Source organism: Streptomyces sp. NPDC048514, from assembly GCF_043199955.1.
Lineage (GTDB): Bacteria > Actinomycetota > Actinomycetes > Streptomycetales > Streptomycetaceae > Streptomyces.
The window spans coordinates 73,121-86,060 of record NZ_JBICWT010000005.1; the positions used below are offsets into that span (position 1 = coordinate 73,121).

At 71.4% G+C, this 12,940-nt stretch carries 11 protein-coding genes; 10 read left to right on the forward strand and 1 reads right to left on the reverse strand.

Going from position 1 to position 12,940, the window contains the following annotated elements; genetic code table 11:
• Nucleotides 1–112 precede the first annotated feature (112 nt).
• The 8 genes from ACGFT2_RS12035 to ACGFT2_RS12070 all read left to right on the forward strand — a co-directional run bounded on the left by ACGFT2_RS12035 (nucleotide 113) and on the right by ACGFT2_RS12070 (nucleotide 9,983).
• Nucleotides 113–1,483, forward strand: coding sequence for a nitrate/nitrite transporter (locus ACGFT2_RS12035; RefSeq protein ID WP_393276496.1), 1,371 nt, complete (start codon nucleotides 113–115; stop codon nucleotides 1,481–1,483).
• An 84-nt stretch (nucleotides 1,484–1,567) separates the two neighbouring features.
• Nucleotides 1,568–2,719, forward strand: a complete 1,152-nt coding sequence (locus ACGFT2_RS12040) for a uroporphyrinogen-III synthase (protein WP_393276499.1) — start codon at nucleotides 1,568–1,570, stop codon at nucleotides 2,717–2,719.
• Between the two features lie 117 nt (nucleotides 2,720–2,836).
• Nucleotides 2,837–3,442, forward strand: coding sequence for a CGNR zinc finger domain-containing protein (locus ACGFT2_RS12045; protein ID WP_393276501.1), 606 nt, complete (start codon nucleotides 2,837–2,839; stop codon nucleotides 3,440–3,442).
• Nucleotides 3,443–3,805: 363 nt separating this feature from the next.
• A complete protein-coding gene (locus ACGFT2_RS12050) occupies nucleotides 3,806–4,330 on the forward strand; it encodes a sigma-70 family RNA polymerase sigma factor (protein ID WP_353602379.1) in 525 nt (174 codons plus the stop codon).
• A gap of 59 nt (nucleotides 4,331–4,389) precedes the next feature.
• Nucleotides 4,390–5,160 (forward strand): anti-sigma factor family protein, encoded by a 771-nt coding sequence (locus ACGFT2_RS12055; protein WP_393276504.1) that lies wholly within the window; start codon nucleotides 4,390–4,392, stop codon nucleotides 5,158–5,160.
• 69 nt (nucleotides 5,161–5,229) lie between these two features.
• Nucleotides 5,230–7,632: a HelD family protein gene (locus tag ACGFT2_RS12060; RefSeq protein WP_393276506.1), complete on the forward strand. Its 2,403-nt coding sequence runs from the start codon at nucleotides 5,230–5,232 to the stop codon at nucleotides 7,630–7,632.
• Nucleotides 7,633–7,994: 362 nt separating this feature from the next.
• A complete protein-coding gene (locus ACGFT2_RS12065) occupies nucleotides 7,995–9,410 on the forward strand; it encodes an NAD-dependent malic enzyme (protein WP_393276509.1) in 1,416 nt (471 codons plus the stop codon).
• Nucleotides 9,411–9,701: 291 nt separating this feature from the next.
• Entirely contained in the window at nucleotides 9,702–9,983 is a 282-nt protein-coding gene (locus ACGFT2_RS12070) for an HU family DNA-binding protein (RefSeq protein ID WP_014673024.1), read from the forward strand.
• Nucleotides 9,984–10,286: 303 nt separating this feature from the next.
• Here the strand turns inward: ACGFT2_RS12070 and murA are convergent, their stop codons facing one another.
• On the reverse strand, nucleotides 10,287–11,627 hold the full coding sequence (gene murA / locus ACGFT2_RS12075) for a UDP-N-acetylglucosamine 1-carboxyvinyltransferase (RefSeq protein ID WP_393276512.1): 1,341 nt from the start codon (nucleotides 11,625–11,627) through the stop codon (nucleotides 10,287–10,289).
• Between the two features lie 277 nt (nucleotides 11,628–11,904).
• Here murA and ACGFT2_RS12080 point away from each other — a divergent pair, with 277 nt between their 5' ends.
• Entirely contained in the window at nucleotides 11,905–12,477 is a 573-nt protein-coding gene (locus ACGFT2_RS12080) for a YqgE/AlgH family protein (RefSeq protein ID WP_393276515.1), read from the forward strand.
• 29 nt (nucleotides 12,478–12,506) lie between these two features.
• Nucleotides 12,507–12,791, forward strand: a complete 285-nt coding sequence (locus ACGFT2_RS12085) for a DUF3039 domain-containing protein (protein ID WP_330458116.1) — start codon at nucleotides 12,507–12,509, stop codon at nucleotides 12,789–12,791.
• The last annotated feature ends 149 nt before the right edge of the window (nucleotides 12,792–12,940 follow it).

Genomic DNA, 12,940 nt, shown 5'->3' on the forward strand with positions numbered 1-12,940 from the left:
GCAACGTTCCCTTGCGGTCACCCGGGGCCACGGGGTGGAAACGCGGTCTTCCTACCTTCGGGCTCAGTCCCTTGTTCGGCAGACCGAGCAGCCGGAGCACCGTGGAGGCGTGATGACAGCCCCAGCCCCAACCCGTCGCAGTGGCCGTTGGATCGAGCACTGGGACCCGGAGGACGAGGCATTCTGGAAGGAGCACGGCGAGCGGACCGCCCGCCGGAACCTCTGGTTCTCCGTGCTCTGCGAGCACATCGGCTTCTCGGTGTGGACCCTGTGGTCCGTGCTCGTGCTCTTCATGGGGCCCGAGTACGGGCTGGGCCCCGCCGACAAGTTCCTGCTGACCTCGGTCGTCACCCTCGTCGGCGCCGTCGTGCGCGTGCCCTACACCTTCGCCGTCGCCGTCTTCGGCGGGCGGAACTGGAGCATCGTCTCGGCGGCCCTGCTGCTGGTGCCGACCGTCGCCGCATTCGTGGTGATGGAGCCGGGGACCTCCTTCTCGACCTTCCTGCTGGTGGGTCTGCTGGCCGGTATCGGCGGCGGCAACTTCGCCTCCTCCATGACCAACATCAACGCCTTCTTCCCCCTGCGGAAGAAGGGGTGGGCACTCGGCATCAACGCCGGCGGCGGCAACATCGGCGTGCCGGTCATCCAGCTGATCTGCCTCGCGATCATCGGCGCGGGCGGCGGGCCCCGCGTGCTGCTCGGCATCTACATCCCGCTGATCGTCGTCGCCGCCGTGCTCGCCGCGCGGTTCATGGACAACCTGGCCACCGTGCGCAACGACACCGGGGCGGCGAAGGACGCCGCACGGGACGCCCACACCTGGATCATGGCCTTCCTCTACATCGGTACGTTCGGGTCGTTCATCGGCTACAGCTTCGCCTTCGGCCAGGTGCTGACGAGCCAGTTCGGGCGCACGCCGCTGCAGGCCGCGTACGTCACCTTCATCGGGCCGCTGCTCGGCTCCCTGGTCCGGCCCGTGGGCGGGTGGCTGGCCGACCGGTACGGCGGTGCCCGCATCACCCTGTGGAACTACGTCGGCATGGCCGCCGCCGCGGCGGTGCTGATCGTGGCCGGCCGGCAGAAGTCACCGGCGCTGTTCGTACCGGTCTTCGTGGTGCTGTTCGTGCTGAGCGGGCTCGGCAACGGCTCGACGTACAAGATGATCCCCGGCATCTTCCAGGCGAAGGCCCTCGCCAGGGGGCTGACGGGGGAGGACGCGGTGGGCCACGGCCGGCGGCTGTCCGGCGCCGCCATGGGACTCATCGGGGCCGTCGGCGCGCTCGGCGGCGTCGGCATCAACCTCGCCTTCCGGCAGTCCTTCCTGGCCTACGGCACCGGCACCGGCGCGTTCGTCGCCTTCCTCGCCTTCTACGGGGCCTGCTGCGCCGTCACCTGGGCCGTATACCTTCGCCGTCCGGCCGGACGGACCGGGGCCGCGCCGACGACGGACACCGAGCCGCGGCTCGGCTACGCCGAGGTATGACGTAACACCGGCGACACGCAGCCGAACCGAGCCCGTCACGCGTCGTTGACAGGCTCGCCGGCATGCGGGCCAGCTAGGAGAGCCATGTACGACGAACAGCAGCATCCCGAGCACGGACCCCTCGCCGGGTTCACCGTGGGCGTCACCGCCGCGCGGCGCGCCGAAGAACTGAGCGCGCTCCTGACGCGGCGTGGTGCCGTGGTGCTGCACGCGCCCGCCCTGCGGATCGTGCCGCTCGCCGACGACGGCGAACTGCTCGCCGCCACCGAGGAACTCATCGAGCGGGTACCGGACGTCGTCGTGGCCACCACCGCCATCGGGTTCCGGGGCTGGGTGGAGGCCGCGGACGGATGGGGGCTCGGGGAGCGGCTGCTCGGGCGGCTGCGGGACGTCGAACTGCTGGCACGCGGCCCCAAGGTCAAGGGGGCCGTGCGGGCCGCCGGACTGACCGAGACGTGGTCGCCGTCCAGCGAGTCGATGGCCGAGGTCATCGACCGGCTGCTGGAGGAGGGGGTGGACGGGCGCCGGGTCGCCGTGCAACTGCACGGCGAGCCGCTGCCGGGATCCGTGGAGGCTCTCCGGGCCGCGGGGGCGGAGGTCGTGCCGGTGCCGGTGTACCGCTGGATGCCGCCGGAGGACATCGGCCCGCTCGACCGGCTGCTGGACGCGGCCGTCTCCCGTGGCCTGGACGCCCTCACCTTCACCAGCGCGCCCGCCGCGGCCTCCCTGCTCGGCCGGGCGGAGAAGCGCGGGCTGCTCGACGAGCTGCTGACGGCGCTCGGCCACGACGTGCTGCCGGTCTGCGTCGGCCCGGTCACCGCGCTGCCCCTGCAGGCGCACGGCGTGGACACCGTCCAGCCGGAGCGGTACCGGCTCGGGCCGCTCGTGCAACTGCTCTGCCGGGAACTGCCGGGCCGCGCGCGCGTGCTGCCGGTGGCCGGGTGCCGGCTGGAGATCCGCGGCCACGCGGTCCTGGTGGACGGCGAGCTGAAGCCGGTGCCGCCGGCGGGGATGTCGCTGCTGCGGGCGCTGGCGCGGCGGCCGGGGTGGGTCGTGGCCCGGGCCGAGCTGCTGCGGGCGCTGCCGGGGTCCGGCCGCGACGAACACGCGGTGGAGACGGCGATGGCCCGCCTGCGCACGGCCCTCGGGGTGCCGAAGCTGATCCAGACGGTGGTGAAGCGCGGCTACCGGCTGGCGCTGGACCCGACGGCGGACGCGAAGTACTCCGACGTGTGAGCCGAGCGGGCCGGAGACCTCGGTACGAGGGGTTCCGGGCGATAGCCGCGGCGGGCACTGTGGAGGGGAGCGACAAAACGGTTCCTCCGCGGATCCTGCCTAGGCGGTGACAGGCACATGGCACTGGGTACGGCCACGCCCCCGTACGGGCTTCGGTTCGACGCCGGGCGGATCTGCCTGGATCTCCTCGCCACCGCGCACCCGGCCGAACGGCTGGACGGCGTCGGGTCGTTGTGCGCCTGGATCGCCGGCGCCGCACTGGTGCCGCCCGGCACGCCGCTGACCCACGCCGAGGCCTCCTGGCTGGAGGCCTTCCGGGAACTGCGGGAACATGTGGGGCAGTTGGTACGAGGCCCGCACCCGCCGGTCGGGCCGCCGTACGAGCGCGCTCTCGCCCGGGTCAACGAGACGGCCCGGGCAGCGCCGCCGGCCCCGCGTGCCGTGTGCGGCGAGGACGGCACGCTGGTGCGGGAGCTGGCCGGCCCGCCGCAGTGCGCGGCGCTGCTCGCGGTCCTCGCCCGGGACGCCGTGGAACTGCTCACCGACCCCGTGGCGCGGGCGGCCGTGCGGGAGTGCGAGGCGGACGACTGCCCGCTCGTGTACCTGGACACGTCCCGGGGCAGGCGCCGGCGCTGGTGCTCCAGCGAGGTCTGCGGAAACCGTGAGCGTGTCGCCCGCCACCGGCGCCGGGCGGCTCATGCGCGGGCCTGGCCGTCGGGCTAGGACGGACCTGGCCGTCGGACTCGCGCGGGCCTTCCCGTCCGCTACGGGCGTTACGCCGGATTGCGCCCCCGAGGTGTGCGAAGTGATTTGCGCAACACCGCGTTTGTGGGCGAGGCTGCCCGGGCGGCCCGGCCACTTCCGGCGCCGTGTCGGAAATGTAAAGATCATGCGGTGGGAATGTGTGCGCATGTCCCGCTCGTCACGTCGGCACCAAGAAAACTGTCACCTCCGTTTGAACGCCACGCCGCTGCCTTCCGTACGGGTGGGCGAGCGACCGACTGGGGGAACCCCCGGACACCGGAGGTGGGCGTGCGCAAGGATGCGGCCGTGGCCAATGAACGTGGATCGAGGGCCCGACATCGCATGTCCTCACAGTCCTCGGAACCAGACGAGGAGCTGATGCGCGCCCTGTACCGGGAGCATGCCGGACCTTTGCTCGCGTATGTCCTGCGACTGGTCGCCGGTGATCGGCAGCGCGCCGAGGACGTCGTACAGGAAACGCTCATCCGTGCCTGGAAGAACGCCGGTCAGCTCAATCGGGCTACCGGATCGGTACGCCCCTGGCTGGTGACGGTCGCTCGCCGCATCGTCATCGACGGCCACCGCAGCCGGCAGGCCCGGCCGCAGGAGGTCGATCCGTCGCCGCTGGAGGTCATCCCCGCGGAGGACGAGATCGACAAGGCGCTGTGGCTGATGACGCTGTCGGACGCGCTCGACGACCTGACCCCGGCCCACCGGGAGGTCCTGGTCGAGACGTACTTCAAGGGGCGTACGGTCAACGAGGCGGCCGAGACGCTGGGCATACCGAGCGGCACGGTCCGCTCCCGGGTGTTCTACGCCCTGCGATCGATGAAGCTGGCACTGGAGGAGCGGGGGGTGACGGCGTGATGAGCGGGTACGGGGGAATGCAAGGGTTCGGCACGGGTGGTCCGGGTATGTCTGGACCCATGAGCCCCAGTCAGGGATCTTCGGTGCCGAGCGAGCACGAGACCGTCGGCGCCTACGCGCTCGGGATCCTCGACGACGCCGAGGCGACCGCTTTCGAGACCCATCTCGCCGGCTGCGAGTGGTGCGCCCAGCAACTCGACGAACTGGCCGGAATGGAGCCCATGCTGGCCGCGCTCGCGGACCTGCCCGGCTCCGGCAGCACCCCGGCGATCGGCGAGTCGCTGTCGGCCAGGCCAGGCCCGCGGCTGGTGGAGAAGCTGGTCGACGAGGTCTCCGAGCAACGCGCCCGCAAGCGCCGGCGCGGCTTCTACATGATCGCGGCGGCGGCCGCGCTGATCATCGCCGGCCCGCTGGCCGCGATGGCGGCGGGCGGCGGTTCGGACGGCGGCAAGCAGGTCGCCGCCGCCACTCCGGCCGAGACCACGTTCCGGACCATGTCCGACAAGGCGTCGGGGACGGACACCTCGACCCACGTCAGCGCCACCGTCGGCATGTCCCACAAGGCCTGGGGCACCCAGGCGGTCCTGGAGCTGAAGAACGTCAAGGGCCCGCTCAAGTGCTCCCTGGTCCTGGTCGCCAAGAACGGCCAGCGGGTCACGATGTCGTCGTGGTCCGTGCCGGACTGGGGCTACGGCCTCCCGGACGGCACGACACCCGAGTCGAAGAAGCCGCTCTACATCGGCGGTGCGGCGGCCTTCCAGCCGAACGAGATCGACCATTTCGAGGTCGTGACCTTCGAAGGGAAGAAGCTGGTCCAGGTGGACGCGTAGTCGCCGTAGCTTTGCCGGGTCCCCTTCGCGTACGGTTGACGGCTGCCCAGCACGTCAGAAGGGGGCCCGGTGGCCGCTCAGGTTCAGCAGTCCGCGGTCGGCTCGGTACGCGACGCGCACGACTCCGTGCGTGACCGAGAGATCAGCGTCGAACAGGAACATCTGGACCGGGTGTACCGGCGGCTCGAGGAGAAGATCCACGAGGCCGAGTTCCTGATGAACGACGCCGCCAAACGCGGCCAGGTCGGCACCCCCGGCGCACTGGCCGAGCGGGACGCGCAGGTCTTCCGCGCAGGCATCCACCTGAACCGGCTCAACAACGAGTTCGAGGACTTCCTCTTCGGCCGCGTCGACCTGCTCCTCGGCAAGGACGGCAAGAAGGGTCCCGACGGCGCGTACACGGCGGTGGAGCCGGCCGAGGGCGCGGTCCGCGAGGACGACACCGCCGACATCGCCGAGACCCTGCACATCGGCCGCATCGGCGTGCTCGACGCGGACTACTCCCCGCTGGTCATCGACTGGCGGGCGCCGGCCGCGGCGCCCTTCTACCGCGCCACGCCCGTCGATCCCGGCCGGGTCGTGCGGCGCCGGGTCATCCGCTCCAAGGGCCGCCGCGTCCTCGGCGTGGAGGACGACCTGATGCGGCCCGAGCTGACCGCCCGCCTCGACGGCCGCGAGCTGGCCGTGATCGGCGACGGCGCGCTGATGGCCGCACTCGGCCAGGCCCGCAGCCACACCATGCGGGACATCGTCTCCTCCATCCAGGCCGAGCAGGACCTGGTCATCCGCGCCCCCGCCGCTTCCGTCACCTATGTGGAGGGCGGTCCGGGCACCGGCAAGACCGCGGTCGCCCTGCACCGCGCCGCCTACCTGCTCTACCAGGACCGCAGACGCTACGCGGGCGGCATCCTGATCGTCTCCCCGACCCCGCTGCTGGTCGCCTACACCGAGGGCGTGCTGCCCTCGCTCGGCGAGGAGGGCCAGGTCGCCATCCGCGCGATCGGCTCGCTCGCCGTGGACACCGTCGGCGCCGAGGCCACCCTGTACGACTCCCCGTCCGTGGCCCGCGCCAAGGGCTCGTACCGGATGCTCAAGGTGCTGCGGAAGGCGGCCCGTGGCGCCCTGGAGTCGGGCTCGGGCGCGCCGGCGGAACAACTCGCCCTGGACGACGGCGGCGAGAACGGCGCTGGCACCGGTTCCGGCGCCGCCCCGCAGGCCGTGTCCGGCCCGCCCTCCCGGCTCCGGGTCGTCGCCTTCGGGCGCCGCCTCGAACTGGAGGCCGGTGAGCTGGAACGTATCCGCCGCACCGCCCTCGGCGGCACCGCGCCGGTCAACCTGCTGCGCCCGCGCGCCCGCAGGCTGCTCCTGGACGCCCTGTGGGCCAAGTCCGGCGCCGGGACCCGGCACACCGACCCGGAGCTGGCCGCAGAGCTGCGCTCCTCCTTCGACGAGGACGTCACCGGCGAGGACACCTTCGTCGCGTTCCTCGACGCCTGGTGGCCCGAGCTGACGCCGAAGGCGGTACTCGCCGCCATGGCCGACGAGAAGCGGCTGAGCCGCTGGGCCCGCAGGATCCTGAACCCCGGCGAGGTGCGCAAGGTCGCCCGCTCCCTGAAGCGGGACGGCCACTCCGTGCACGACATCGCCATGCTCGACGAGTTGCAGGCGGTCCTCGGCGCCCCGGCCCGCCCGCGGAAGAGACGCGAACTCGACCCGCTGGACCAGCTCTCCGGCCTGGAGGAGCTGATGCCGGTGCGCGAGGAGACCCAGCGGGAGCGGGCCGAGCGCCTCGCCCAGGAGCGCACCGAGTACGCGCACGTCATCGTGGACGAGGCGCAGGACCTCACCCCGATGCAGTGGCGCATGGTCGGCCGCCGCGGCCGGCACGCCACCTGGACGGTCGTCGGCGATCCGGCCCAGTCCTCCTGGTCGGACCCGGACGAGGCGGCCGAGGCCCGCGACGAGGCGCTCGGCACCCGTCCGCGGCGCCGTTTCCAGCTCACCGTGAACTACCGCAACCCGGCCGAGATCGCCGCGCTGGCCGCCAGGGTCCTCGCGCTCGCCATGCCCGGTTCCGAGGCGCCGTCCGCCGTCCGGTCCACCGGGGTGGAGCCGCGCTTCACGGTCGTGGCGGACTCGCTGGGGAGCACCGTGCGGGCCGCGGCCGAGCGGCTCCTCGCCCTGGTGGACGGCACGGTCGGCGTGGTCGTCGCGATGAACCGGCGCGAGGAGGCCCGCCGCTGGCTGGCCGGGCTCGGCGACCGGGTCGTCGCGCTGGGCAGCCTGGAGGCCAAGGGCCTGGAGTACGACGCGACCGTCGTCGTGTCGCCCGCGGAGATCGCGGACGAGTCGCCGGCCGGGCTGCGTGTGCTCTACGTGGCGCTCACCCGGGCCACCCAGCAGCTGACGGTGGTCTCCGGCGAGCGCGACGAGCCGGACGCGGCCGGGGTCCCGGACCTGCTCAGGGACTGACTTCCGGGGAACATCGCGGAGGGGAATGGCTGTCCGGCATCCGTTTGTTAGCCTTGACGTGGCACCGGCCCGATCCAAGCCCCCGGGCCCAACCTTCGTCCCTCAGAGGGACCACTTGCCGCGAGGCGAGCATGGCGGGTCGGTGTCATGAACGTGAGAGAGGCCCACGTCACCTGACGTGGGCCTCTTTCTTTGCCCGATCAATTCTCGTATGGTGGAAGTCGTTTTCCGAAAGCGTGCCTCACCGGTCGGCCGCCGTGAACAAAACGTCCGTAACCCAGGGCGACTACCACGTACTGATCGGTAGGTGCGACGATCGGACGGCACAACACGCGACACGGTGAAAGCAGAGGAAGTCGGCCATGGCAACGGCGCCCAGCGTCTCCTACTCGATGACCATCCGGCTGGAGGTGCCCGCGAGCGGAACCGCCGTCTCGCAGCTCACCACCGCCGTGGAGTCCTCCGGAGGCTCGGTCACCGGCCTCGACGTCACCGCGTCCGGCCACGAGAAGCTCCGCATCGACGTCACCATCGCGGCCTCCTCCACCGCGCACGCCGACGAGATCGTCGAGAAGCTGCGCGGCATCGAGGGCGTCACCCTGGGCAAGGTCTCGGACCGTACGTTCCTGATGCACCTCGGTGGCAAGATCGAGATGCAGTCCAAGCACCCCATCCGCAACCGTGACGACCTCTCCATGGTCTACACGCCGGGTGTGGCCCGCGTCTGCATGGCCATCGCGCAGAACCCCGAGGACGCCCGCCGCCTCACCATCAAGCGCAACTCGGTCGCCGTGGTCACGGACGGCTCGGCCGTGCTCGGCCTCGGCAACATCGGCCCCAAGGCGGCCCTGCCGGTCATGGAGGGCAAGGCCGCCCTCTTCAAGCGCTTCGCCGGCATCGACGCCTGGCCGCTGTGTCTGGACACCCAGGACACCGACGCGATCGTGGAGATCGTCAAGGCGATCGCCCCCGGCTTCGCCGGTATCAACCTCGAGGACATCTCCGCGCCGCGCTGCTTCGAGATCGAGGCCCGCCTGCGCGAGGCCCTCGACATCCCGGTCTTCCACGACGACCAGCACGGCACGGCGATCGTCGTCCTCGCCGCCCTGACCAACGCCCTGCGGGTGGCCGAGAAGCCCATCGAGAACATCCGGGTCGTGATGTCCGGTGCCGGCGCGGCCGGCACGGCCATCCTGAAGCTGCTGCTCGCCGCCGGTGTGAAGAACGCCGTCGTCGCCGACATCCACGGCGTGGTCCACTCCGGCCGCGAGGACCTGGTGGCGGCCCCGGCCGACTCGCCGCTGCGCTGGATCGCCGACAACACCAACCCCGAGGACCTGACCGGCACCCTGAAGGAGGCCGTGCGCGGCGCCGATGTCTTCATCGGCGTCTCCGCTCCGAACGTCCTCGACGGCACCGACGTGGCCGCCATGGCCGACGGCGCCATCGTGTTCGCGCTCGCGAATCCCGACCCCGAGGTCGACCCGGCGATCGCGCGCCAGACGGCGGCCGTCGTGGCCACCGGCCGTTCCGACTTCCCGAACCAGATCAACAACGTGCTGGTCTTCCCGGGTGTCTTCCGCGGCCTGCTGGACGCGCAGTCCCGCACCGTCAACACGGAGATGATGCTCGCAGCCGCGAAGGCCCTCGCCGACGTGGTGACCGAGGACGAGCTGAACCCGAACTACATCATCCCGAGCGTCTTCAACGACAAGGTCGCGGGCGCCGTGGCCGGCGCGGTCCGGGAGGCCGCGAAGGCGGCCGGCGCGACCGTCTGACGGTCACGTGCCGTGCCGTGCCGGGGCTGTGAGGATCACCACGGCGGCCCCGGCCCCGGCGCGTCGCGGAACCACCTGATGCCGAGCGCGCTCTAGGGTGACGGCCGAGCAGGCGCTTTTCGTGTGACTCCCCAGGGTGTTCTCACGACTCCGACGGGTGCCGGATTGGCTTTCCCGCCGCAGGTAGGGGCAGGATGCGTCCCTGGGCGCGAGCGCATCGGCATCGCAGTGCCTCGGGCGGCTCCGCCGCGTGGCACACCCCAACGGCAAGAAAAACACGGGAGTAACAACATGAACCGCAGTGAGCTGGTGGCCGCGCTGGCCGACCGCGCCGAGGTGACCCGCAAGGACGCCGACGCCGTGCTGGCCGCGTTCGCCGAGACCGTCGGCGAGATCGTTGCCAAGGGCGACGAGAAGGTCACCATCCCCGGCTTCCTGACCTTCGAGCGCACCCACCGTGCCGCTCGTACCGCGCGCAACCCGCAGACCGGCGAGCCCATCAACATCCCCGCCGGCTTCAGCGTGAAGGTCACCGCGGGCAGCAAGCTCAAGGAAGCCGCCAAGGGCAAGTAGGCGCTCCGCTTCGAGCGCCGTCCGCCTGGAGCACCGCGGGTGACTGCGGGCCGGTCGCGGCCGGCCGCGCAGTTCCCGCGCCCCTTCCGGGCGCGCCTCAGCCGAAGACGCCGAATGGGCGGCCCCCCTGATGCAGGGGGGCCGCCCATTCGGCGTAGCCGGCGCTCTGGCCGCCCCGCCCCGCCCGGGCCCGGTGGCCCGACCTCGGCGCCCGGCTCGACCGGCTTCTCCAGGCCGTGTCCGCCGGGGGGCGTGCCTGGACCCGGCCGGGGATGTCCGTCCGGTGGGGTGCGCGGCCGTCCGTCAGCCGAGCGCCTTGCCCGGGAGCTCGACCTTGGCGCCGAGTTCCACCAGCTTCTCCATGAAGTTCTCGTAGCCGCGGTTGATCAGCTCGATGCCGTGGACGCGCGAGGTGCCCTCGGCCGCGAGGGCCGCGATGAGGTACGAGAAGCCGCCGCGCAGGTCGGGGATGACCAGGTCGGCGCCCTGCAGCTTGGTCGGTCCGGAGACGACCGCGGAGTGCAGGAAGTTGCGCTGGCCGAAGCGGCAGTCGGAGCCGCCCAGGCACTCGCGGTAGAGCTGGATGTGGGCGCCCATCTGGTTCAGCGCGGAGGTGAAGCCCAGCCGGGACTCGTACACCGTCTCGTGGATGATGGACAGGCCGGTCGCCTGGGTCAGCGCCACCACCAGCGGCTGCTGCCAGTCGGTCTGGAAGCCCGGGTGCACGTCCGTCTCCAGCGCGATGGACTTCAACTGGCCGCCGGGGTGCCAGAAGCGGATGCCCTCGTCGTCGATCTCGAAGGCGCCGCCCACCTTCCGGTAGGTGTTCAGGAACGTCATCATCGAGCGCTGCTGGGCGCCGCGGATGTAGATGTTGCCGTTGGTCGCCAGCGCCGCCGACGCCCAGGAAGCGGCCTCCAGGCGGTCCGGCAGGGCCGCGTGGGTGTACCCGCCGAGCTGGTCCACACCGGTGATGCGGATCGTGCGGTCCGTGTCCATCGCGATGATCGCGCCCATCTTCTGCAGCACGCAGATGAGGTCCTCGATCTCCGGCTCGACGGCCGCGTTGGACAACTCCGTGACGCCCTCGGCGAGTACGGCCGTCAGCAGCACCTGCTCGGTCGCGCCGACGGACGGGTACGGCAGCCGGATCTTCGTACCGCGCAGCCGCTGCGGAGCCTCCAGGTACTGCCCGTCCGCGCGCTTCTCGATGGTCGCGCCGAACTGCCGCAGCACGTCGAAGTGGAAGTCGATGGGCCGGCCGCCGATGTCACAGCCGCCGAGACCCGGGATGAACGCGTGGCCGAGACGGTGCAGCAGCGGACCGCAGAAGAGGATCGGGATACGGCTGGAACCCGCGTGGGCATCGATGTCAGCCACGTTGGCGCTCTCGACGTGCGTCGGGTCGAGCACCAGCTCACCGGGCTCCTCGCCCGGACGGACCGTCACCCCGTGCAACTGGAGCAGGCCGCGTACGACTCGCACGTCACGGATGTCGGGAACGTTGCGCAGTCGGCTCGGCGCGCTGCCCAGCAGGGCGGCGACCATGGCCTTCGGCACGAGGTTCTTCGCACCGCGGACACGGATCTCGCCCTCCAGCGGGGTTCCGCCGTGGACAAGCAGGACATCGTCGTTGACGGTCATGAATCTCGCGTTCCGATGAGTTGGGCAGGGGCCGGCCGATCACTGTGCGCAGGGGCCGGGAAGACAGGGTAATCGCCGATCACCCCTCGCTCGTAAGCCTGAGGACGGCTCAGTCACGTCATAGGTGTGTCACAACACGAACCGTTCCCCAACGGGCACAAGGGGTCACCGGGCGCCGATGCGCGCCGGGGCCGCATGCCCGCGCCCTGAGCTGCGTTCACTCCGGTGCGCCCGATTGGCTCCCCACACCGGGGGAAGATGCGGGATCATGTCTGGCATGACCGAGGTGTCCTCGCTCACAGGGCGGCTGCTCGTGGCCACGCCCGCCTTGGCGGACCCGAACTTCGACCGCGCGGTGGTGCTCCTTCTCGACCACGACGAGGAGGGCTCTCTCGGCGTCGTCCTCAACCGGCCCACCCCGGTGGACGTGAGTGACATCCTGGAGGGCTGGGCCGATCTCGCGGGCGAGCCCGGTGTGGTCTTCCAGGGCGGCCCGGTGTCACTGGACTCGGCGCTCGGCGTGGCGGTCATCCCGGGCGGTTCGAACGGCGACCAGGCCCCCCTCGGCTGGCGGCGGGTGTACGGCGCGATCGGCCTCGTCGACCTGGAGGCCCCGCCGGAGCTGCTCGCCTCGGCCCTGGGCGGCTTGCGGATCTTCGCCGGTTACGCCGGCTGGGGGCCCGGCCAGCTGGAGGACGAGCTGGTCGAAGGCGCCTGGTACGTGGTCGAGTCCGAACCGGGCGACGTCTCCTCGCCGGCGCCGGAGAGACTCTGGCGCGAGGTGCTGCGCCGCCAGCGCAACGAGCTGGCGATGGTGGCCACCTATCCGGACGACCCTTCACTCAACTGATGCCCCTGCGCTTCAGTACCCTGGGCGGTATGAGCACTCTTGAGCCCGAGCGCGGGACTGGTACGGGGACCCTCGTAGAGCCGACGCCACAGGTGTCCCACGGCGACGGCGACCACGAGCGCTTCGCCCACTACGTCCAGAAGGACAAGATCATGGCGAGCGCCCTCGACGGCACCCCCGTCGTGGCGCTGTGCGGCAAGGTCTGGGTGCCGGGGCGCGACCCGAAGAAGTACCCCGTGTGCCCCATGTGCAAGGAGATCTACGAGTCCATGAGCAGCGGGGGCGACGACAAGGGCGGCGACAAGAAGAAGTGACGCCCTCCCCGTCGGCCTGAGATTCCGCGAGGCCCCCGGCACGGCGCGCGACCCGCGCGCCCCCGGGGGCCTTCGTGTTTTCCGGTCACCAAGTGGTGGAGACCTCTTGTCGGCATGTTCATGTAGTCCTTAGCCTCCTGGTGTTGTGC

Excerpts from the sequence above, each read along its gene's own strand:
- murA (WP_393276512.1), bottom strand. The coding sequence starts at position 11,627 with ATGACCGTCAACGACGATGTCCTGCTTGTCCACGGCGGAACCCCGCTG.
- ACGFT2_RS12065 (WP_393276509.1), top strand. The coding sequence starts at position 7,995 with ATGGCAACGGCGCCCAGCGTCTCCTACTCGATGACCATCCGGCTGGAG.
- ACGFT2_RS12070 (WP_014673024.1), top strand. The coding sequence starts at position 9,702 with ATGAACCGCAGTGAGCTGGTGGCCGCGCTGGCCGACCGCGCCGAGGTG.
- ACGFT2_RS12085 (WP_330458116.1), top strand. The coding sequence starts at position 12,507 with ATGAGCACTCTTGAGCCCGAGCGCGGGACTGGTACGGGGACCCTCGTA.
- ACGFT2_RS12080 (WP_393276515.1), top strand. The coding sequence starts at position 11,905 with ATGACCGAGGTGTCCTCGCTCACAGGGCGGCTGCTCGTGGCCACGCCC.
- ACGFT2_RS12040 (WP_393276499.1), top strand. The coding sequence starts at position 1,568 with ATGTACGACGAACAGCAGCATCCCGAGCACGGACCCCTCGCCGGGTTC.
- ACGFT2_RS12055 (WP_393276504.1), top strand. The coding sequence starts at position 4,390 with ATGAGCCCCAGTCAGGGATCTTCGGTGCCGAGCGAGCACGAGACCGTC.
- ACGFT2_RS12045 (WP_393276501.1), top strand. The coding sequence starts at position 2,837 with ATGGCACTGGGTACGGCCACGCCCCCGTACGGGCTTCGGTTCGACGCC.
- ACGFT2_RS12050 (WP_353602379.1), top strand. The coding sequence starts at position 3,806 with ATGTCCTCACAGTCCTCGGAACCAGACGAGGAGCTGATGCGCGCCCTG.
- ACGFT2_RS12035 (WP_393276496.1), top strand. The coding sequence starts at position 113 with ATGACAGCCCCAGCCCCAACCCGTCGCAGTGGCCGTTGGATCGAGCAC.